The 16,766-nt window shown below is 63.2% G+C and carries 19 protein-coding genes, 3 tRNA genes and 1 other RNA gene; 6 read left to right on the top strand and 17 right to left on the bottom strand.

Annotation, left to right across the window (positions count from 1 at the left end; genetic code table 11):
• Positions 1–8 precede the first annotated feature (8 nt).
• The 7 genes from lepA to rpoE form a co-directional block, all read right to left on the bottom strand.
• Positions 9–1,814 carry a translation elongation factor 4 gene (lepA, locus tag P8Y64_06450; protein ID MEJ2060111.1) on the bottom strand — a complete coding sequence of 602 codons (1,806 nt, stop codon included), beginning with the start codon at positions 1,812–1,814 and terminating at the stop codon, positions 9–11.
• Entirely contained in the window at positions 1,811–2,047 is a 237-nt protein-coding gene (locus P8Y64_06445) for a glutaredoxin family protein (GenBank protein MEJ2060110.1), read from the bottom strand. The genes lepA and P8Y64_06445 overlap by 4 nt, the downstream gene beginning before the upstream one ends.
• Positions 2,048–2,050: 3 nt before the next feature.
• Positions 2,051–3,430 carry a DegQ family serine endoprotease gene (locus P8Y64_06440; protein MEJ2060109.1) on the bottom strand — a complete coding sequence of 460 codons (1,380 nt, stop codon included), beginning with the start codon at positions 3,428–3,430 and terminating at the stop codon, positions 2,051–2,053.
• An 86-nt stretch (positions 3,431–3,516) separates the two neighbouring features.
• Positions 3,517–3,984, bottom strand: a complete 468-nt coding sequence (locus P8Y64_06435) for a SoxR reducing system RseC family protein (GenBank protein MEJ2060108.1) — start codon at positions 3,982–3,984, stop codon at positions 3,517–3,519.
• Positions 3,977–4,942 (bottom strand): MucB/RseB C-terminal domain-containing protein, encoded by a 966-nt coding sequence (locus P8Y64_06430; protein MEJ2060107.1) that lies wholly within the window; start codon positions 4,940–4,942, stop codon positions 3,977–3,979. The genes P8Y64_06435 and P8Y64_06430 overlap by 8 nt, the downstream gene beginning before the upstream one ends.
• Positions 4,942–5,484 carry an RseA family anti-sigma factor gene (locus P8Y64_06425; protein MEJ2060106.1) on the bottom strand — a complete coding sequence of 181 codons (543 nt, stop codon included), beginning with the start codon at positions 5,482–5,484 and terminating at the stop codon, positions 4,942–4,944. Before P8Y64_06425 ends, P8Y64_06430 begins: the two co-directional genes overlap by 1 nt.
• A gap of 24 nt (positions 5,485–5,508) precedes the next feature.
• On the bottom strand, positions 5,509–6,084 hold the full coding sequence (rpoE, locus tag P8Y64_06420) for an RNA polymerase sigma factor RpoE (GenBank protein MEJ2060105.1): 576 nt from the start codon (positions 6,082–6,084) through the stop codon (positions 5,509–5,511).
• A 177-nt stretch (positions 6,085–6,261) separates the two neighbouring features.
• Between rpoE and nadB the strand changes: the two genes are divergently transcribed.
• Both nadB and P8Y64_06410 read left to right on the top strand, forming a co-directional pair.
• Positions 6,262–7,935: an L-aspartate oxidase gene (gene nadB, locus P8Y64_06415; GenBank protein MEJ2060104.1), complete on the top strand. Its 1,674-nt coding sequence runs from the start codon at positions 6,262–6,264 to the stop codon at positions 7,933–7,935.
• Positions 7,932–8,741 carry a sulfurtransferase gene (locus P8Y64_06410; protein MEJ2060103.1) on the top strand — a complete coding sequence of 270 codons (810 nt, stop codon included), beginning with the start codon at positions 7,932–7,934 and terminating at the stop codon, positions 8,739–8,741. The genes nadB and P8Y64_06410 overlap by 4 nt, the downstream gene beginning before the upstream one ends.
• Positions 8,742–8,772: 31 nt before the next feature.
• Here the strand turns inward: P8Y64_06410 and orn are convergent, their stop codons facing one another.
• Complete coding sequence (gene orn, locus P8Y64_06405; protein ID MEJ2060102.1) at positions 8,773–9,318, bottom strand: oligoribonuclease; 546 nt, start codon at positions 9,316–9,318, stop codon at positions 8,773–8,775.
• A 61-nt stretch (positions 9,319–9,379) separates the two neighbouring features.
• Here orn and P8Y64_06400 point away from each other — a divergent pair, with 61 nt between their 5' ends.
• Genes P8Y64_06400 through rsgA form a run of 4 tightly spaced genes read left to right on the top strand, consistent with a single transcriptional unit; the run spans position 9,380 to position 12,194 of the window.
• Positions 9,380–10,624: a M48 family metallopeptidase gene (locus tag P8Y64_06400; protein MEJ2060101.1), complete on the top strand. Its 1,245-nt coding sequence runs from the start codon at positions 9,380–9,382 to the stop codon at positions 10,622–10,624.
• Between the two features lie 12 nt (positions 10,625–10,636).
• Complete coding sequence (locus P8Y64_06395; GenBank protein MEJ2060100.1) at positions 10,637–10,957, top strand: c-type cytochrome; 321 nt, start codon at positions 10,637–10,639, stop codon at positions 10,955–10,957.
• 7 nt (positions 10,958–10,964) lie between these two features.
• Positions 10,965–11,303 (top strand): 4a-hydroxytetrahydrobiopterin dehydratase, encoded by a 339-nt coding sequence (locus P8Y64_06390; GenBank protein MEJ2060099.1) that lies wholly within the window; start codon positions 10,965–10,967, stop codon positions 11,301–11,303.
• 3 nt (positions 11,304–11,306) lie between these two features.
• Positions 11,307–12,194, top strand: a complete 888-nt coding sequence (rsgA, locus tag P8Y64_06385) for a ribosome small subunit-dependent GTPase A (protein ID MEJ2060098.1) — start codon at positions 11,307–11,309, stop codon at positions 12,192–12,194.
• Here the strand turns inward: rsgA and P8Y64_06380 are convergent.
• The 9 genes from P8Y64_06380 to P8Y64_06340 all read right to left on the bottom strand — a co-directional run bounded on the left by P8Y64_06380 (position 12,191) and on the right by P8Y64_06340 (position 16,749).
• Positions 12,191–13,027, bottom strand: a complete 837-nt coding sequence (locus tag P8Y64_06380; GenBank protein ID MEJ2060097.1) for a hypothetical protein — start codon at positions 13,025–13,027, stop codon at positions 12,191–12,193. The two genes, rsgA and P8Y64_06380, sit on opposite strands and share 4 nt — an antisense overlap.
• A 39-nt stretch (positions 13,028–13,066) precedes the next feature.
• On the bottom strand, positions 13,067–13,411 hold the full coding sequence (locus tag P8Y64_06375; protein MEJ2060096.1) for a histidine triad nucleotide-binding protein: 345 nt from the start codon (positions 13,409–13,411) through the stop codon (positions 13,067–13,069).
• 60 nt (positions 13,412–13,471) lie between these two features.
• On the bottom strand, positions 13,472–14,068 hold the full coding sequence (gene recR / locus P8Y64_06370) for a recombination mediator RecR (GenBank protein MEJ2060095.1): 597 nt from the start codon (positions 14,066–14,068) through the stop codon (positions 13,472–13,474).
• A 21-nt stretch (positions 14,069–14,089) separates the two neighbouring features.
• Complete coding sequence (locus tag P8Y64_06365; GenBank protein ID MEJ2060094.1) at positions 14,090–14,413, bottom strand: YbaB/EbfC family nucleoid-associated protein; 324 nt, start codon at positions 14,411–14,413, stop codon at positions 14,090–14,092.
• 22 nt (positions 14,414–14,435) lie between these two features.
• Entirely contained in the window at positions 14,436–16,106 is a 1,671-nt protein-coding gene (gene dnaX, locus P8Y64_06360) for a DNA polymerase III subunit gamma/tau (GenBank protein ID MEJ2060093.1), read from the bottom strand.
• Between the two features lie 56 nt (positions 16,107–16,162).
• Positions 16,163–16,259: signal recognition particle sRNA small type (gene ffs / locus P8Y64_06355), an RNA gene on the bottom strand.
• Positions 16,260–16,353: 94 nt separating this feature from the next.
• A tRNA-Leu gene (locus P8Y64_06350) sits at positions 16,354–16,440 on the bottom strand.
• A gap of 81 nt (positions 16,441–16,521) precedes the next feature.
• A tRNA-Cys gene (locus P8Y64_06345) sits at positions 16,522–16,595 on the bottom strand.
• 78 nt (positions 16,596–16,673) lie between these two features.
• Positions 16,674–16,749 (bottom strand) — tRNA-Gly (locus P8Y64_06340).
• Positions 16,750–16,766 lie beyond the last annotated feature (17 nt).

Raw genomic sequence — 16,766 nt, 5'->3', positions numbered from 1 at the left:
GTTGGTTGTTACTTGTTGTCCACCTGCAGTACGGCGAGGAACGCCTCTTGCGGCACTTCCACGCGGCCGATCTGCTTCATGCGCTTTTTGCCGGCTTTCTGTTTTTCGAGCAATTTGCGCTTACGGGTCACGTCGCCGCCATAGCACTTGGCCGTGACGTTCTTGCGCAGCGCCTTGACGTTGGTACGAGCGACAATATGATTGCCGATCGCAGCCTGGATGGCGACATCGAACATCTGCCGCGGGATTAGATCCTTCATTCTCTCCGCAAGTTCACGCCCGCGCCGTTCGCTCATTTCGCGGTGAACGATAATCGACAGCGCATCCACTCGGTCGCCGTTGATAAGCACATCGACCTTGACCAGATCGGCCGGTTCGAAACGGGCGATGTGGTAGTCGAAGGAGGCATAGCCACGGCTGACCGATTTGAGGCGGTCGAAGAAATCCAGCACCACTTCGCTCAGGGGCAGGTCGTAGATCAGCGAGACCTGCTTGCCGACATATTGCATCTGCCGCTGCATGCCGCGCTTTTCCACACACAGGGTGATGACGGGGCCGACGAACTCCTGCGGCACCAGTATGTTGGCGTTGATGATGGGCTCGCTGATCTCTTCAATATGATTGACCGGCGGCAATTGCGAAGGATTATGGATTTCCAGTTCCTCGCCGGACGTAGTCCTCACCTTGTAGACCACCGTGGGTGCGGTGGTAATGAGATCCAGGTCGTACTCGCGTTCGAGGCGTTCCTGCACGATCTCCATGTGCAGCATGCCCAGGAAGCCGCAGCGGAAACCGAATCCCAGCGCCTCAGAGGTTTCCGGTTCGAAGCTGAGAGAGGAATCGTTCAGTTTGAGTTTGTCCAGGGCATCACGCAGGCCCTCGTACTCGTCGGCACTGGTCGGGAACAGGCCGGCGAACACACGCGGCTGAATTTCGCGAAAGCCCGGCAGCGGTTCGGCAGCGGGGCGGGAGGCCAGAGTGAAGGTATCACCCACCTTGGCGCCGTCGATCTCCTTGATGCCGGCGATCATGTACCCCACTTCACCGGCCGCCAGTACCCCACGCTCCACGGGGCGTGGCCCGAAGATGCCGACCTTGTCGAGTTGATAGGTGCGTCCCGTCGACATTGCCTGGACCTTGTCGCGCGACTTCATACTGCCCTGCATGACGCGCACCAGCGACACCACACCGAGGTAATTGTCGAACCACGAGTCGATAATGAGTGCCTGCAGGGGTGCATCCCGGTCGCCCTGCGGCGGCGGAATCCGGACGATCAACGCCTCGAGGAGATCGGGCACGCCCTCGCCGGTCTTGGCGCTGACGCGGACGGCGTCTTGCGCCTCGATGCCGATGATCTCCTCGATCTCGCCGATCACCCGATCGGGGTCGGCCGCCGGCAGATCGATCTTGTTCAACACCGGAACCACCTCGAGCCCCTGCTCCACGGCGGTGTAACAGTTGGCGACGCTTTGCGCCTCGACGCCTTGTGATGCGTCCACCACCAGCAGCGCCCCTTCGCAGGCGGCCAGCGAGCGGGAAACCTCGTAGGAAAAGTCGACGTGGCCGGGGGTGTCGATGAAATTCAGCAGATAGGTTTCGCCATCGCGCGCCGTATAGGCCAGCGAAACGCTTTGGGCCTTGATGGTGATGCCGCGCTCACGTTCGAGATCCATGGAGTCCAGGACCTGCTCGGCCATCTCGCGTTCGCTCAGTCCGCCACAAAGCTGAATGAACCGGTCGGCGAGCGTGGATTTGCCGTGGTCGATGTGCGCGATGATGGAGAAATTGCGAATACGCTCAAGTGGGAAATTCATGATTTCAGCGTATCCCGCAAACCTTTTTCATCAAGAAAGTGACAACAAATGATTTCATCTTCCAGTGCGAGCACGGGGACTTTTTCGTTGAAACGTTCGCGAAGCGCCGCATTCCCGTCGATGTCCCGTTGACGGACGGTAAACCCCAGTTCAGCCTGCAGTGGTGCCAGCGCCGCGAGCATGTGGTCGCATAGATGGCAGCCCTCACGGTAGTAGAGGGTCAATTCCGGCATGGATCAGGGTTGCGATTTGAGCGCGATGAAAACGGCGTCGCCTTCGCGCTGGACAAGCAACGCCAGAGGGCGCCCTTTGGGCGCCTTGTTCAACAAACGCTTGAACTGCGCAAGATCGCGCACCGGCTGATTATCCATCATGGTGATCACGTCGCCTTCGCGGATGCCGGCCGCGGCCGCATCGCCGCTTGCCTGTTCAACCATTACGCCGCCGCTCTCGATACCCAGGTCCTTGCGTTCCTTGGTGGTCAGGTTGCGCAGTTCCATGCCGTAAAGACGGTGTGGTTTGGGCGCGGTGGACCGGGCCTTCTTCTGGGCCGTGGCTTCGGGCAGCGCCTCCACCTTCACGGTGAGCGTGATGACCTTGCCGTCACGCAGCACGCGCACCGGCACCTTGGCGCCGATCGGCGTGCTCGCCACCAGCGGCGGGAGATCGGAAGACTCGTTGAGGCGCTTGCCGTTGAAGGTCAGCAGGATGTCGCCCGCGCGAATACCGGCCTTGCGGGCCGGGCTGTCGGACATGACCCGCGACACCAGCGCCCCCTCGGGCCGGTTCAGGCCGAAGGACTGGGCGAGATCGCGGGTGACCGCCTGAATGTAGACGCCCAGCCAGCCGCGAGTCACGTGCCCGGTGGCCTTGAGCTGGTTCACCACATTCATGGCCAGGTTGATCGGAATGGCGAACGACAGCCCCATGAAGCCGCCCGTCTGGCTGTAGATCAGCGAATTCACCCCGATCACTTCGCCTTGCAGATTCAGCAGCGGACCACCCGAATTGCCCGGATTGATGGCCACGTCGGTCTGGATGAAGGGCACGTAGTTCTCGTCAGGCAGGCTCCGCCCCAGGGCGCTGACGATGCCGGCCGTGACCGAGTGGTCGAAACCGAACGGCGAACCGATGGCCACGACCCATTCGCCGGGCTGGAGCGTACTGGAATCACCGATCCTGGCCACCGGCAGATTCTTGGCGTCGATCTTGAGCAGGGCGAGATCGGTTCTGGTATCGCTGCCGATGATGCGCGCGGCGAGCTGCCGGCGGTCGCCCAGCTTGACGATGATCTCCTCCGCCCCCTTCACCACATGCCAGTTGGTCAGGATGTAACCGTCGCTGGAAATGATGAATCCGGAGCCGAGGGATTCCGAATCGAAACTCGGTCCGCCGCCGTCGCCGAAAAAGCGGCGCAGGAAGTCCCGTAACTGGGCGTCGTCCGGCAAATCCGTACCCGGCGGCAGGGCCTCCTCGAGGGTTATCTTGCGGGTCGAGCTGATATTGACGATGGCCGGGCTGGCCGCTTTGACCAGGGAGGTGAAGTCCGGCAGCTGCGCAGCCCGGACCGGCCCCCACCAGGCGAGCATGAGGGAACACACGAACACAAGGCGCATGTAACGCCCCGCCCTTGAATCGAATAAACGTCGCGGCACGGACTAACCTGATGGGTTATAGATAACTGCAGGCAGGATTATGGCAATCAGGGCGCCAAAACACCATGACCGCTCAGGCCATAGCGCGGCAGGCGGCGCAGGATGACCGGCTGATAGCGGGCATCGCTGCGGATGTGACTGGCAAAATAACGCACCCAGCCAAAACCGGCCGCCAGGGACAAAAGGCCGGCCAGGGTGGTAGCCCCGTCGCCGGCACCCACGGCCTGGGCGCCGAGGCTGCCGAGAATGAGGCACAGCAGCGGAACCGCATAGATGGCGATCGAGCCCCGCACCAGGGCCGATTCCTGCAGCCCCAGGACAACCGCATCGCCGGGCTCGACCTCAAGGGTATTCAGCACCCGCACCACCGACTGGCGATTGCCGAACACCTTGCCGAGCGTCGCCGTACCGCAGCCCTTGTTGGCCGAGCAGCTCCCGCAGGCGCTCTTACGCTGGGTTTCCACCCAGACGTGATCGCCCTCGACGCGTACGACTTGACCGGTTTCTTCAATCATGCTGGGCATTATACCGCACTGAGCCGGCAATTCGACGTACCGTCGCGGCGGGGGTTTCCCCCACCACCGTGACCTCGTGGCCGTCGACGTAGGTGGCGTAGGCGTGCAGCGCACCCCGCTCCAGGCCGCCCTCGTAGTCATCCTTGTCGCCATCCGCCTTGGAGATGTACACCGACACCGAGGCGATGCCGTCGGAAAGAATGATGTGCTGCACCGGGGCGGACAGGCCGTTCATGTGCCGCATCACCGTGGATACGGGGTGAAAACCCTCCGGCATCCATCCGACCTGCCAGCCTGGATCAGGCTTCAACCCGGGATCGCTTTTTTCGCTCAGGGGCGTGGTCATACGCGGCGCCTGGCCGTTTACGCTGGACTTGAAGTCGGCGGCGGGGATCTGCTCGCGGACGTGGAAGTCTGTGAACATCATCTGCTCCACCCGGCGGCCATGCTCGTCGAACATGATGGATTTCAACAGCATGCCGTGCTGGGTGCCCACGCAGAGCTGGTAACCGTAACGGTAGTCATCCACTGGCTGGATGCGGATATAGCGGCATGTCTGACCGGCGACCCGGCCTTCCGGGCCCAGGTGATAGTCGTAATCCGTGGTATTCATGCCGGCCTGTACCGGCACAGCCGGCAGGCCCTGCTTGGCGGAAGAGCGGGAGCCGATCACGATGGGGTTGCGCCCGGGCCAGATGCAGGTCAGCGAACCGCCGTCCCGGATCACCTCGCGGGGCTGGCCCGACAGGGAAGTGAGTTTTTCGCGCGTGACGCCCGCCTCACGGGCATGCAGCACACGCATCGCCTCCAGGCGCGTGCCTCGCGCATAAACCAGGGTGCCCTCGTAATTGAGGGTGCTCATGGAGCGGTGCATCCGCCCCAGCCAATCCGAAACCCCCTCCTCTGCGTTGGCGGCCAGGGGGACCGCCAGTGCCAACGCAATAATCGCTACTCGCATCAGGGCTGCTGCATCGTCCCGTAATCGACCAGCCGCACGTAGGGAATCACACCCTGCTGAGCGGCATGCTCGGAATGGTTCACTATGTAGGTGCTGAAGCGGCGCTCGACGGCCGGATCAGGGCTGGCGGCGAACTCCTGTTCGGCCACCTGCTGCAGTTCGGCGGGGATACGCGAAGCGGTCTCAAGCGCAGTGCCTTCGGGCTCGCCGACCAGGTTCTGGAAGCCTATCACGGCCATCCAGGCCACGCTGGCGGCCAGAGCGAATCCGGCGGCTGGGCGTCCCAGGCGGCTCCACTTGCGTACCCACTGACCGTGGGGTGCGTCCTCGGCATCGAGGCGCTGACGCAGACGGTCGGCGAATTGCATATCAAGATGGGACGGCATTTCCTGATGCAGCACGGCGCTGATCAGGTGATAACGACCCCAGCGCGAGCGATCCTCCGGGTTGCGGGCCAGCTCGTCCAACAGGCGATGGCGCTCGAAGGTTCCGATCTCGTCGTCAACCAGTGCCGAAAGGCGTTCCGCTTTTGTAGTAGTCATCGTCATACTCTCCGGCTGACCCTGTCAGCCAATGAGGGGCTTGAGACTGCGGTCGATCGCCTCGCGCGCCCGGAAAATCCGTGAGCGCACCGTACCAATGGGGCAATCCATAGCCTGGGCGATCTCTTCATAACTCATCCCTTCCAGTTCTCTCAAGGTGATCGCGGTCTTCAGGTCCTCCGGCAGGCCTTCGATGGCCTCGAGGACGGTCCGCTTGATCTCCTCAGTCAACAGCTCGCGTTCGGGTGTTCCGCTCTCCCTGAGCGCCGACTCGCCCGCGAACTGTTCCGCCTCCTGGGCGTCCAGGTCGTTGTCCGGTATCCGCCGGCCCTGGGCAACCAGGTGATTCTTCGCGGTATTGATCGCAATCCGGTACAGCCACGTATAGAACGCGCTGTCGCCGCGGAAATGCGCCAAGCCGCGGTAGGCCTTGATAAAGGCCTCCTGCGCCACATCCATGGCGGTATGCGGATCGTGCACGTACCGCATGATGAGATTGACGATCTTGTGCTGGTATTTGAGGACCAGCATGTCGAAGGCGGCACGATCACCCTGCTGGACACGCCTTACCAGCTCGTCGTCAGTCTCACTCGTGCCCATTCGGGCAAGCCCCCCTGTTTACGCTCCCCCTGCGCACTAAAATAGACCATTTCATTGACATAAAGTTCACGAGAATTTGCAATCAAGACAGGATCTTGGCGCGCCTTACGGGGCGTTCTGGAAGATCGTTCAAAGTGTGACAAAATACCCTATCGACCAAACTCCTCACAAGCCACCGTGCCTTCATTCGAACATGACGTCCTGATTATCGGCAGTGGCGCAGCCGGTCTGACCGCGGCCCTGAACCTCGCTGACCACCTGAAAGTCGCCATCCTCAGCAAGGGTCCGCTCGTCGACGGCTCCACCCTTTATGCGCAAGGCGGCATCTCGGCCGTCTACGACGATGCCGACAGCATCGAGTCGCATGTTCAGGACACCCTGGAGGCCGGCGCCCATCTATGCAACGAACAGGTCGTGCGCTACGCGGCCGAGCACGGCCGTGAGGCGATCGAGTGGCTGCTGGGGCTGGGCGTCCCCTTCACCCACAAGACCCTGGAAGACGGCCATATCAGCCTGCACCTGACCCGGGAGGGCGGGCACAGCCACCGGCGCGTGGTGCATGCCGCCGACGCCACCGGGCGCGCCATGGAGACCAGTCTGGTCGACCAGGCACGCGCCCACCCCGGCATCGACCTCTTCGAGCAGCACATTGCCATCGACCTGATCACCAGCCAGAAACTCGGCATCGACGGCGCGAACCGCTGCCACGGCGCCTATGTGCTGGACCGCAAGACCCATCACGTCCAGGTCTTCGCCGCCCGCTTTGTCATCCTGGCGACCGGCGGCGCCAGCAAGGTCTATCTCTACACCAGCAACCCCGACACCTCGACCGGGGACGGCATCGCCATGGCCTCACGCGCCGGCTGCCGCATCGCCAACATGGAGTTCATGCAGTTCCATCCGACCTGCCTGTACCACCCCAGAGCCAAGTCGTTCCTGATCTCCGAGGCCCTGCGCGGCGAGGGCGCCAAGCTGCTGCTGCCGGACGGCAGCCGCTTCATGCAGCGCTTCGACGCGCGGGGCGAACTCGCCCCGCGCGACATCGTAGCACGGGCCATCGACCACGAAATGAAGCGCCTCGGCATCGAGAGCGTATACCTCGACATCAGCCATAAACCCGCCGATTTCATTCGCGAGCACTTCCCCACCATCCACGCCCGCTGCCTGGAACTCGGCTTCGACATGACGCGGGACCCCATTCCGGTCGTCCCCGCTGCGCACTACACCTGCGGTGGCGTCGCCACCGACATCCACGGGCGAACCGACCTGGAAGGGCTTTACGCGGTGGGCGAGGTGTCCTGCACGGGGCTGCACGGCGCCAACCGCATGGCCAGCAACTCGCTGCTGGAATGCCTGGTCTTCGCGCGCGCCGCCAGCCAGGACATCATCGCCAGCAAGGAACCGGCGATGCCGGCGGTGTCGATCCCCCCCTGGGACGAAAGCCGGGTGACCGACTCCGACGAGGAGGTCGTGGTCTCCCACAACTGGGACGAGCTGCGCCGTTTCATGTGGGACTACGTGGGCATCGTGCGCACCACCAAGCGCCTGCAGCGCGCCCTGCACCGAGCAAGCCTGCTGGAGCGCGAAATCCACGAGTACTACAGCAATTTCCGGGTCACCAACGACCTGCTGGAGCTGCGCAATCTGACCCAGGTCGCGCAGCTCATCATCCATTCCGCGCTCGCCCGCCGGGAAAGCCGGGGATTGCACTACACGCGCGACTATCCGGAACGCGACCCGGCCCTTGACTTCGTGGATACGGTGCTGGAGCCTGAAAATTACCGTCCGGGGCGCCTGCAACTGCGCCCCGCAGTGGTCGAACGATTCACCAAGATAGAGCAAACGGCATGAACTACCCGCTGCTGATCGAACCCGAAACCCTGGCCGGGCATTTGAACGATGCCGGCTTGCGGATCATCGACCTCAGCCAGGCGGAAAACTACGCCCGCCAGCACATTCCCGGCGCGGTGCACATCGAATACGGCCAGATCGTCGCCGCGCAGCCACCCGTCATGGGGCTGCTGCCCGATGCGTCCTCGTTCAGCAGCGTACTGCAAACCGCCGGCGTGGACGCGGGCACCCACATCGTGGCCTGCGACGACGAGGGCGGCGGCCGGGCGGCACGTCTGCTGTGGACGCTGGAAGCCTACGGGCACCATGACTATTCCCTGCTGAACGGCGGCCTGATCGCCTGGCTCAACGAAGGCTATCCCGTCGAACACGCCGTTCCCCAGCTCGAGCCGACCCGCTACGAACTCCGCTATGAGGGTGCCAACGTCGCCGATCGGGAATACATCCTGAACCATCTGGGCGACCCGGACATTGCGTTGCTCGATGCGCGCAGCGCCGGGGAATATGCGGGAACCGATGTCCGCGCGGCCCGTCCCGGCCACATCCCGGGGGCACGGCATCTGGAGTGGACCCAACACATGGACCGCGGACGCAACCTGCGGCTGTTGCCGGCCGAGCAGTTACAGGCGCAGCTCGACCGGCTCGATCTCACGGCCGACAAGGAAATCATCGCTTACTGCCAGACCCATCACCGTTCCGCCCTCTCCTGGCTGGCACTGCAGCACCTTGGCTATCCGCGCGCCAAGGGCTACCCCGGCGCCTGGTCGGACTGGGGCAATCAGCCGGACACGCCGATCGAGCAATAGACGGGTTGAGCGGCCGGAATCCGGCCGGGACCTAAAAGCGCAGGAAGTGCTCGCGGTAATAGCGCAGTTCGTCGATCGAGTCCTTGATGTCGGACATCGCCAGATGCATGGACTGCTTGCTGAAGCCGCCGGCCAGGTTCGGCGCCCAGCGGCGCGCCAGTTCCTTGAGCGTGCTCACGTCCAGATTCCGGTAGTGGAAAAAACTCTCCAGCTCCGGCATGCAGCGCGCAAGAAAACGCCGGTCCTGACAAATACTGTTGCCGCACATGGGTGATTTGCGCTGCGGAACGAACTCGCTCAAAAACGCCAGCGTCTCGTCCTGCGCGCGCACCTCGTCGTAAAGGCTGTGCCGCACCCGTTCGACCAGACCGGACTGTGTGTGCTGGTTGGTGTTCCACTCGTCCATGCCTTCCAGAACCGATTCATGCTGATGAATCGCAATGACCGGACCCTCCGCAAGGACATTCAGCTCCTTGTCGGTGACGAGCGTGGCGATCTCGATGATCTGGTCGCGCTGGGTGTCCAGCCCGGTCATCTCGAGGTCGATCCAGATCAGATTATCGGGGTTCGCGGCCATCATTCCTCATCGGGTTGGCGATATAATTGAAAACCGATTCTAACAGAGGCCCATCAGTCGTATGCAGCCATTCACCTGGATCTTCCTCATCGTGCTGACGCTCATGATCGCGACGCGGCTGTGGCTGAACCTGCGCCAGTCCCGCCACGTCCGGCAGCACCGCGGCGCCGTGCCGGATGATTTTGCCGAGCGCATCAGCCTCGAGGAACACCAGAAGGCGGCCGACTACACGCTCGCACGCGCACGTCTTTCCCGCATCAACCTGTTTATCGACGCCGCCCTGCTGCTGGTGTGGACGCTGGGCGGCGGATTGCAGTTGCTGGATTCCGGCTGGCGTCTCACCGGCTGGAACGCGCTTTATCTGGGTACCGCGGTCATCCTGTCCGCCATGCTGATCATGTCGGTGCTCGAACTGCCCGCCACCATCTACCAGACCTTCGTCCTCGAAGCGCGCTTCGGGTTCAATCGCACCACCCCGGGCACGTTCATCGCGGACCGCATCAAGGGCCTGCTGCTGACACTGGTGATCGGCACGCCGCTGATCCTGCTGGTGCTTTGGCTGATGTCCGCCATGGGAAACTGGTGGTGGATTTACGTATGGGCGGTGTGGCTGGGCTTCAGCCTGTTCATGGCCTGGGCATGGCCGACCTTTATCGCGCCGCTGTTCAACCGCTTCAAACCGCTGGAAGACGAAACGCTGCGCAAGCGCGTGGCCGACCTGCTGCAGCGCTGCGGATTCACCAGCCGCGGCGTGTACGTCATGGACGGCTCACGCCGCTCGGGCCACGGCAACGCCTACTTCACCGGCCTGGGCCGCAACAAGCGCATCGTGTTCTTCGACACCCTGCTCGATTCCCTGAAAGCGGATGAGATCGAGGCGGTACTGGCGCACGAACTCGGCCATTTCAAACGGCGCCACATCATCAAGAGCATGGTCATGATGGCCCTCGTCTCGCTGGCGGCGCTGGCCCTGCTCGCCTGGCTGATGCGCCAGCCCTGGTTCTACACCGGTCTCGGCGTCGAAACACCTTCCCTGTACATGGCCTTGCTGCTGTTCATCATGGTCGGGCCCGTATTCGGCTTTTTCCTCAACCCGTTATTCGCCTGGCGTTCGCGGCGGCACGAATTCGAGGCCGATGAATTCGCCGCCGAACAGACGGACGGGCGGGCCCTGATCCGCGCGCTGGTCCAGTTGTACCGGGAAAACGCCAGTACGCTCACACCCGACCCGCTACACTCCATATTCTATGATTCACATCCTCCGGCAGCGGTGCGCATCCAGCACCTGAATGCCCAGAGCCACTAAGGAGATGAACGTATGAAGTCAGGAATATCCTTAACTGCAATCGTCATGACGGCGTGCATCCTGGCAACGCCCGCCTTTGCCGATCTGAAAGGCGATGTCGCCAAGGGCAAGGCACTGTACGAGGGCAAATGCATGGCCTGCCACGTCAGCATGACGGGGGGCGACGGCTCACTGCTGTTCACGCGCTCGGATCGCAAGATCCATTCGCTGGACGGACTGAAGACCCAGGTCCAGCGTTGCGCGACCAACACCAACACCCAGTGGTTCCCCGAGGAGATCGACGACGTGGTCAAGTACCTCAACACCGAGTATTACCACTTCGCGACCAAGTGATAGAACGATGTCCGACCTCAAACAGCGTCACTGCACACCCTGCGAGGGCGGCACGCCGGCACTGGAGCCCGCCGAGTCCGCGAATTTGCTGAAGGAACTGGATCAGGGCTGGTCGTTGATCGAAGACGGGCACGCCATCGAGCGCGTATTCAGCTTCAAGAACTATTACCAGACCATGGGCTTCGTCAACGCGGTGGCCTGGATCGCCCACACCCAGGATCATCATCCGGACCTGGAGGTGGGCTACAACCGCTGCCGCGTACGCTACAGCACCCATGCCATCGGCGGCCTGTCGGAAAACGATTTCATCTGCGCCGCCCGCGTCGATGAATTGCTGAACGCCTGAATCGTGGGGTTGCAACCCGGCCGGGTCGTCACGCGTTTCGGCGCGGAAGTCGTCATCGAGGATGAGCGAGGGCAGCAGCACCGCTGTACCGCCCGCCGCCGTCATCAGGACATCGTATGCGGCGACCGGGTTCGATGGCTGCCGGGCGACGAGCAGGGTATGGGCATCGTGGAGGAGTTGCTGCCGCGTGCCAACGCCCTCACCCGCCAGGTATCGCACGGCCCGCCCCGCGCCATCGCGGCGAACATCGACCAGTTTCTGGTCGTCTGCTCCCCGGCCCCCCTTCCCGACTGGACCATGGTGGACCGTTACCTGGTCAGCGCCCGGATGCTGGAGGCGCATGCGGTCATCGTGGTCAACAAGGGCGACCATCCCGAGGCCCTGGAGGTCCTGCACGATGCCGAGGCGCGCTACGGCAAACCGGGTTATCCGGCGGTGCTCACCTCGGCCCTGAAGCCCCTGTCGATCGAAGGGCTGACGCCTTACCTTAAGGGACACACCAGCATCCTGGTCGGTCAATCCGGCGTGGGCAAATCGTCCCTGATCAATGCCCTGCTGCCTGACGTCGACGCGCGGGTCGCAGAGGCCGACACTCATCCGGGCAAACACACCACAACGCGCGCCACGCTGTACCACCTGCCCGGCGGCGGGGAATTGATCGACTCACCGGGCGTGCGCGATTTCCAGCCGGTGATTCCGGACTGGCAGACGCTGGAGCACGGGTTCGTGGAATTCGAGGCCTTTCGCCAACAATGCCGGTTTCACAACTGCCGGCACCAGGCCGAGCCCGGCTGCGCGGTGAAGCAGGCGGTGGAGGACGGAGCCATCAGCCGCGCCCGCTACGAAAGCTACCTCGCTACGCTGCAGCAGATCGGCTCGAATCCGTATTAGAAACCAAGTCCGGCCCGCAGGCCGATGACGTCCATGTGGCTTTCCGGCTGATGGACCAGGTACAAGGTGCTGCCCGAGGTGGCGTAGGTGCTGTCCGACTTGGCGAAGCGGTAACTGTCGTAATAAAGGTCCACCCGCAGCGTCCGGTTTCCCCGCAGCGCGAAGGCGTTGGAGAATTCCACGTATCCCCACAGCTTCCCTTTGGGATGCAGCGTAATGCTCTGATCGAATCCGCTGCGGGAATTGGGAATGTACTCGTCGGTATACATCGGCAGCTTGAGTCCCGCATGCAGCGTGGAACGCCAGTTGCCCACCTGGAAATGCGGCCCCGCCGCCAGCTTGCCGTAGAGGATGCTGTAAAACTCGTCGTAGCCGAACACCGGCGTGCCGCTGCTGGTCGTCGAATCCTTCAGATTGCGCTTCCAGTAATCGAGGCCCAGACCGCCCACCAGATCGATGCCGAAGGTCTGGGTACCGCCGATGCCGAAGCGGTAGCCGCCGATGCCCTGTACGCGCACACCGGAGTAATAGACATCGGTCTTGACGGGCAGACCACTCTGCGTCTGGCCGTCGTAATCGACGGAGCCGAAATAGATGTCGCCGTCGGCGCGATAAATCCAGCCGCGCGGCGCAGCGGTGAGATTGCCGTAGAAGCCGCCCAGCGTGAAGCGGGAACCGTTTTCCTTCAGCAGCCGGTTGCCGCCACCGTCGTATTCACGCCAGGCAAAGGCCTGGGTGCCGACCAGGAAACCGCCCGAGTAATCCCTGGCCAGCGCGGCCTGCGCGCCCAACAGCAGCAACAGACCAACGAAAAACCGGTACCCCTGCCGCATCGTCCACCCCCTGCGGATTCGCGATCCTGCGAAACGGAATCAACCCGGCGGCCAGTGCATCGGCCTGCCGGCCAGTACGTGCAAATGCAGATGGTAAACGCTCTGCCCCGCTTCCGCATTGCAGTTCATGACCGTGCGATAGCCGCGCTCGCCGAATCCGGCCTCGGCGGCGATCTCCTTGGCGGCAAGATACAGCTTGCCGACCATTTCGGCATCGTCCGGCGTCAGGTCGTTGATGGTCGCGATGTGACGGCGCGGAATCACCAGCACGTGCAGCGGCGCCTGTGGGTTCAGGTCGTGAAACGCGAGCAGATCGTCGTTCTCGTAGGCGATCTTGGCGGGGATTTCCCCATTCGCGATCTTGCAGAAGATACAGTCGGACATAAGTTTCTCCACCGGTTCCGTTAGGGAAACACTGCTATCTCAGCTTGTTCTTTCTTTTTCTTAATAAGCGCGACGCCCTTCAAAGGCATGTGACAGGGTGCCGCTGTCGACGTACTCCAGCTCTCCGCCCAGCGGCACGCCATGAGCGATGCGCGTCACGCTGATCCCGCGTTCGTGCGCCAGTTCACTGATGTAATGGGCGGTAACCTCGCCCTCCACGGTCGGATTCGTCGCCAGGATCAACTCCGACACCTCGCCGGAGTCCAGGCGCCGTTCGAGCATGTCCAGACCGAGATCCTCGGGCCCGATCCCGTCCAGCGGGGAAAGATGCCCCATCAGCACGAAGTATAGCCCGCGGAAAATCGCGGCCTGCTCGATCGCGAGCACGTCCGTGGGCGACTCGACCACGCACAGCTGACTGCGGTCACGCGCGGGATTCGCGCATATGCGGCAGGTCTCGTTCTCGGTCAGCGTACGGCAGGATTTGCAGTAGCCGATGTGCTCGACCGCTTCGCGTAACGCATCCGACAGGCGCAGCGCCGCATCGCGGTCGCGTTCCAGAAGATGCAGGGCCATGCGCTGCGCCGTCTTCTGCCCCACTCCGGGCAGGGCGCGAAAGGCATCCACCAGCTTGTTGAGCAGTGAGGTCTCGGCCATGACGGCTTACGCGCAGGCGGGTCAAAAGGGCAGGTTCATCCCCGGCGGCAGCTTGAGACCGGCCGTCATGCCGGACAGTTTTTCCCGGGAGACCTCTTCGAGCTTGTGCGAGGCGTCGTTGAAGGCCGCCGCGATCAGGTCTTCCAGCATTTCCTTGTCGTCGCCGATCAGGCTGTCGTCGATACTGACCCGCTTCACTTCGTGCTTGCCGTTGATGACCACGCTGACCATGCCGCCGCCGGCCTGGCCGGTGACTTCCATCTGGGCGATCTCTTCCTGGGCCTTGGCCATATCGGCCTGCATCTTCTGGGCCTGCTTCATCAGGTTACCTATTCCACCTTTCATAGCCTTACCTTCCGATCGTGATTCAGGTGATGGGTTTGATGGAGCCGGTTATCAGCTCGGCGCCGAAGGTTTCCTGCAGCGCATGTGCAACCGGGTCCTGTTCGATGGCCTCACGGGCCTCGTTTTCCCGCGCTGCGTCGTTGCGCTGGGCGACCGCCGCGGGCGTCTCGGTCAGTTCATCGACGACCTCGACACTGAGCTTGAGCGCATCCTGATAATAGTCGCACAACGCCTGCTCCAGGCGCTCGACGGAACGCGGCCCGAGCAGGCTTTCGTGTTCGCGGGACAACTTGAGTTTGAAGGCCTTGCCGTCGCGGCCGGCCGGCATGCAGTGGTTGGCCAGCTGCAGGCTCATGCCGGTAAGGCCCAAGGCGGGTACCACCTCGGTCCAGGGCGCGTTGGGATCCGCGGCACGGGCCGGCGCCGGCCTGGGAGGCGTCCGCTCGGCAGGTGGCGGTTCGCTCACCCGGGGAGCCGCCGGTGCGGGCTCGGCATACGAGGCCTTGGGCGCACTCGCCGGCTTCGCCGGCGGCGCGGACGGGTTCCCGGCTGACGGCGCGGGGCGCGCGGCACCGCCAGGCCGGCTGCCGCCGGTGGATTCGGCCGCAGCATCGGGACGAAACGCCAGCATGCGCAGCAGCACCATTTCGAAACCACCGCGCGGATCGGGCGACAGCGGCAGATCACGCCGCCCCATCAGGGCGATCTGATAGTACAGCTGGACGTCTTCCGGACTCAGCGTGGTCGCGAGCTGCCGGATCAGTTCGGGCTCGTCGACGCGTTCGTCGCTCAATTCCGGCACCTGCTGGATCAGGGCGATTTGCTGCAGCAGGGTGATCAGATCCGCAAGCACCGCGCTGTAGTCCGGCGCCTGTTCGGCGAGCTTCGCCACCTCCGACAGCAGGTGCGAACCGTCTCCTGCCGCCAGCGTATTCAGCAGCGCGTGGACGTGCTCGCGGGAGATACCGCCCAGCATATCCAGCACCTCGGGCTCGCGCACCGCACCTTCCCCGAAGGCGATGGCCTGATCCAGCAGGCTCAGCGCGTCGCGCATACTGCCGTCGGCGGCCAGCGCCAGCTGGCGCAAGGCGGCGGGTTCCGCTTGGATCTTCTCGGCGTCCAGCAGCTTGGCCAGATGCTCCGCGATCATTTCCGCCGGCAGGCGCTTGAGATTGAATTGCAGGCAGCGGGACAGCACCGTCACCGGCAGACGCTGCGGATCGGTGGTGGCCAGCAGGAATTTGACGTGCGGCGGCGGCTCCTCAAGCGTCTTGAGCAGCGCGTTGAAGCTGTGTCCGGAGAGCATGTGCACCTCGTCGATGAGGTACACCTTGTAGCGACCCCGCGTGGGGGCGTACTGGACGTTCTCCAGCAGCTCGCGGGTATCCTCGACCTTGGTGCGCGAGGCGGCGTCCACCTCGATCAGATCGAGGAAACGGCCTTCGTCGATCTCCCGGCAGCTGTCGCATACGCCGCAGGGGGTGGAGGTCACACCCGTCTCGCAATTGAGGCACTTGGCGATGATGCGCGCCAGCGTGGTCTTGCCCACCCCGCGGGTACCGGTGAACAGATACGCATGATGCAGGCGACCCTGGTCGAGGGCATTCACCAGCGCACGCAGAACATGCTGCTGCCCCACCATTTCCTGGAAATTGCGGGGCCGCCACTTGCGGGCGAGGACCTGGTAACTCATTCCGGTTGAGGGATTTTGGTCGGCAAGGGAGATTGACTATACCGTTTGGAGGCAACCCGTACCAGCCACACCCCGGCGCCCGATGCCACTGCTACCGTTGCTCCCTTCCGGGCCTGGCGGGGTTTACAGTTTCTCGTCGCGGAGGGGCCGATACGGGCCACCATAACCCGGTGTTTTCGGGGATGTCCGGAAGGCCGCACAGCCCCGAATTGAGGCCGCGTATCCTATCACAGATGCAGGAGACGGATGGTGCCCGGAGCCGGGGTCGAACCGGCATGGCCTTACGGCCGAGGGATTTTAAGTCCCTTGCGTCTACCAATTCCGCCATCCGGGCCAAGCGTCAGCCGCGTATGCCCTTTACACAGCTTCCCGCTGCAGGGCGCAGGCCGGGCCAAAGGACAAAACCAAGGGAAAATGGAGGCTGGGGTCGGAATCGAACCGGCGTCCACGGCTTTGCAGGCCGCTGCATAACCACTCTGCCACCCAGCCGTCGCGCAGGGCCGGCATCATACCATGCCGCCCCCGGACAAGAAAAAACCTCGGACTGGCCGAGGTTTGATGAAATTCTGGAGCGGGAAACGAGACTCGAACTCGCGACCCCAACCTTGGCAAGGTTGTGCTCTACCAACTGAGCTATTCCCGCCCGAAGCGGCTGCCTAT

It is taken from the genome of Gammaproteobacteria bacterium (genome assembly GCA_037388465.1).
GTDB lineage: Bacteria > Pseudomonadota > Gammaproteobacteria > SpSt-1174 > SpSt-1174 > JARRKE01.
Note: the sequence above shows the minus strand (reverse complement) of the source record. Positions and strands in the feature narration are given on the sequence as shown.

What these genes read in the sequence shown, in the direction of transcription:
- lepA (MEJ2060111.1), bottom strand. Translation starts at nt 1,814, where the DNA reads ATGAATTTCCCACTTGAGCGTATTCGCAATTTCTCCATCATCGCGCAC.
- P8Y64_06445 (MEJ2060110.1), bottom strand. Translation starts at nt 2,047, where the DNA reads ATGCCGGAATTGACCCTCTACTACCGTGAGGGCTGCCATCTATGCGAC.
- P8Y64_06440 (MEJ2060109.1), bottom strand. Translation starts at nt 3,430, where the DNA reads ATGCGCCTTGTGTTCGTGTGTTCCCTCATGCTCGCCTGGTGGGGGCCG.
- P8Y64_06435 (MEJ2060108.1), bottom strand. Translation starts at nt 3,984, where the DNA reads ATGATTGAAGAAACCGGTCAAGTCGTACGCGTCGAGGGCGATCACGTC.
- P8Y64_06430 (MEJ2060107.1), bottom strand. Translation starts at nt 4,942, where the DNA reads ATGCGAGTAGCGATTATTGCGTTGGCACTGGCGGTCCCCCTGGCCGCC.
- P8Y64_06425 (MEJ2060106.1), bottom strand. Translation starts at nt 5,484, where the DNA reads ATGACTACTACAAAAGCGGAACGCCTTTCGGCACTGGTTGACGACGAG.
- rpoE (MEJ2060105.1), bottom strand. Translation starts at nt 6,084, where the DNA reads ATGGGCACGAGTGAGACTGACGACGAGCTGGTAAGGCGTGTCCAGCAG.
- P8Y64_06410 (MEJ2060103.1), top strand. Translation starts at nt 7,932, where the DNA reads ATGAACTACCCGCTGCTGATCGAACCCGAAACCCTGGCCGGGCATTTG.
- orn (MEJ2060102.1), bottom strand. Translation starts at nt 9,318, where the DNA reads ATGGCCGCGAACCCCGATAATCTGATCTGGATCGACCTCGAGATGACC.
- P8Y64_06400 (MEJ2060101.1), top strand. Translation starts at nt 9,380, where the DNA reads ATGCAGCCATTCACCTGGATCTTCCTCATCGTGCTGACGCTCATGATC.
- P8Y64_06395 (MEJ2060100.1), top strand. Translation starts at nt 10,637, where the DNA reads ATGAAGTCAGGAATATCCTTAACTGCAATCGTCATGACGGCGTGCATC.
- P8Y64_06390 (MEJ2060099.1), top strand. Translation starts at nt 10,965, where the DNA reads ATGTCCGACCTCAAACAGCGTCACTGCACACCCTGCGAGGGCGGCACG.
- P8Y64_06380 (MEJ2060097.1), bottom strand. Translation starts at nt 13,027, where the DNA reads ATGCGGCAGGGGTACCGGTTTTTCGTTGGTCTGTTGCTGCTGTTGGGC.
- P8Y64_06375 (MEJ2060096.1), bottom strand. Translation starts at nt 13,411, where the DNA reads ATGTCCGACTGTATCTTCTGCAAGATCGCGAATGGGGAAATCCCCGCC.
- recR (MEJ2060095.1), bottom strand. Translation starts at nt 14,068, where the DNA reads ATGGCCGAGACCTCACTGCTCAACAAGCTGGTGGATGCCTTTCGCGCC.
- P8Y64_06365 (MEJ2060094.1), bottom strand. Translation starts at nt 14,413, where the DNA reads ATGAAAGGTGGAATAGGTAACCTGATGAAGCAGGCCCAGAAGATGCAG.
- dnaX (MEJ2060093.1), bottom strand. Translation starts at nt 16,106, where the DNA reads ATGAGTTACCAGGTCCTCGCCCGCAAGTGGCGGCCCCGCAATTTCCAG.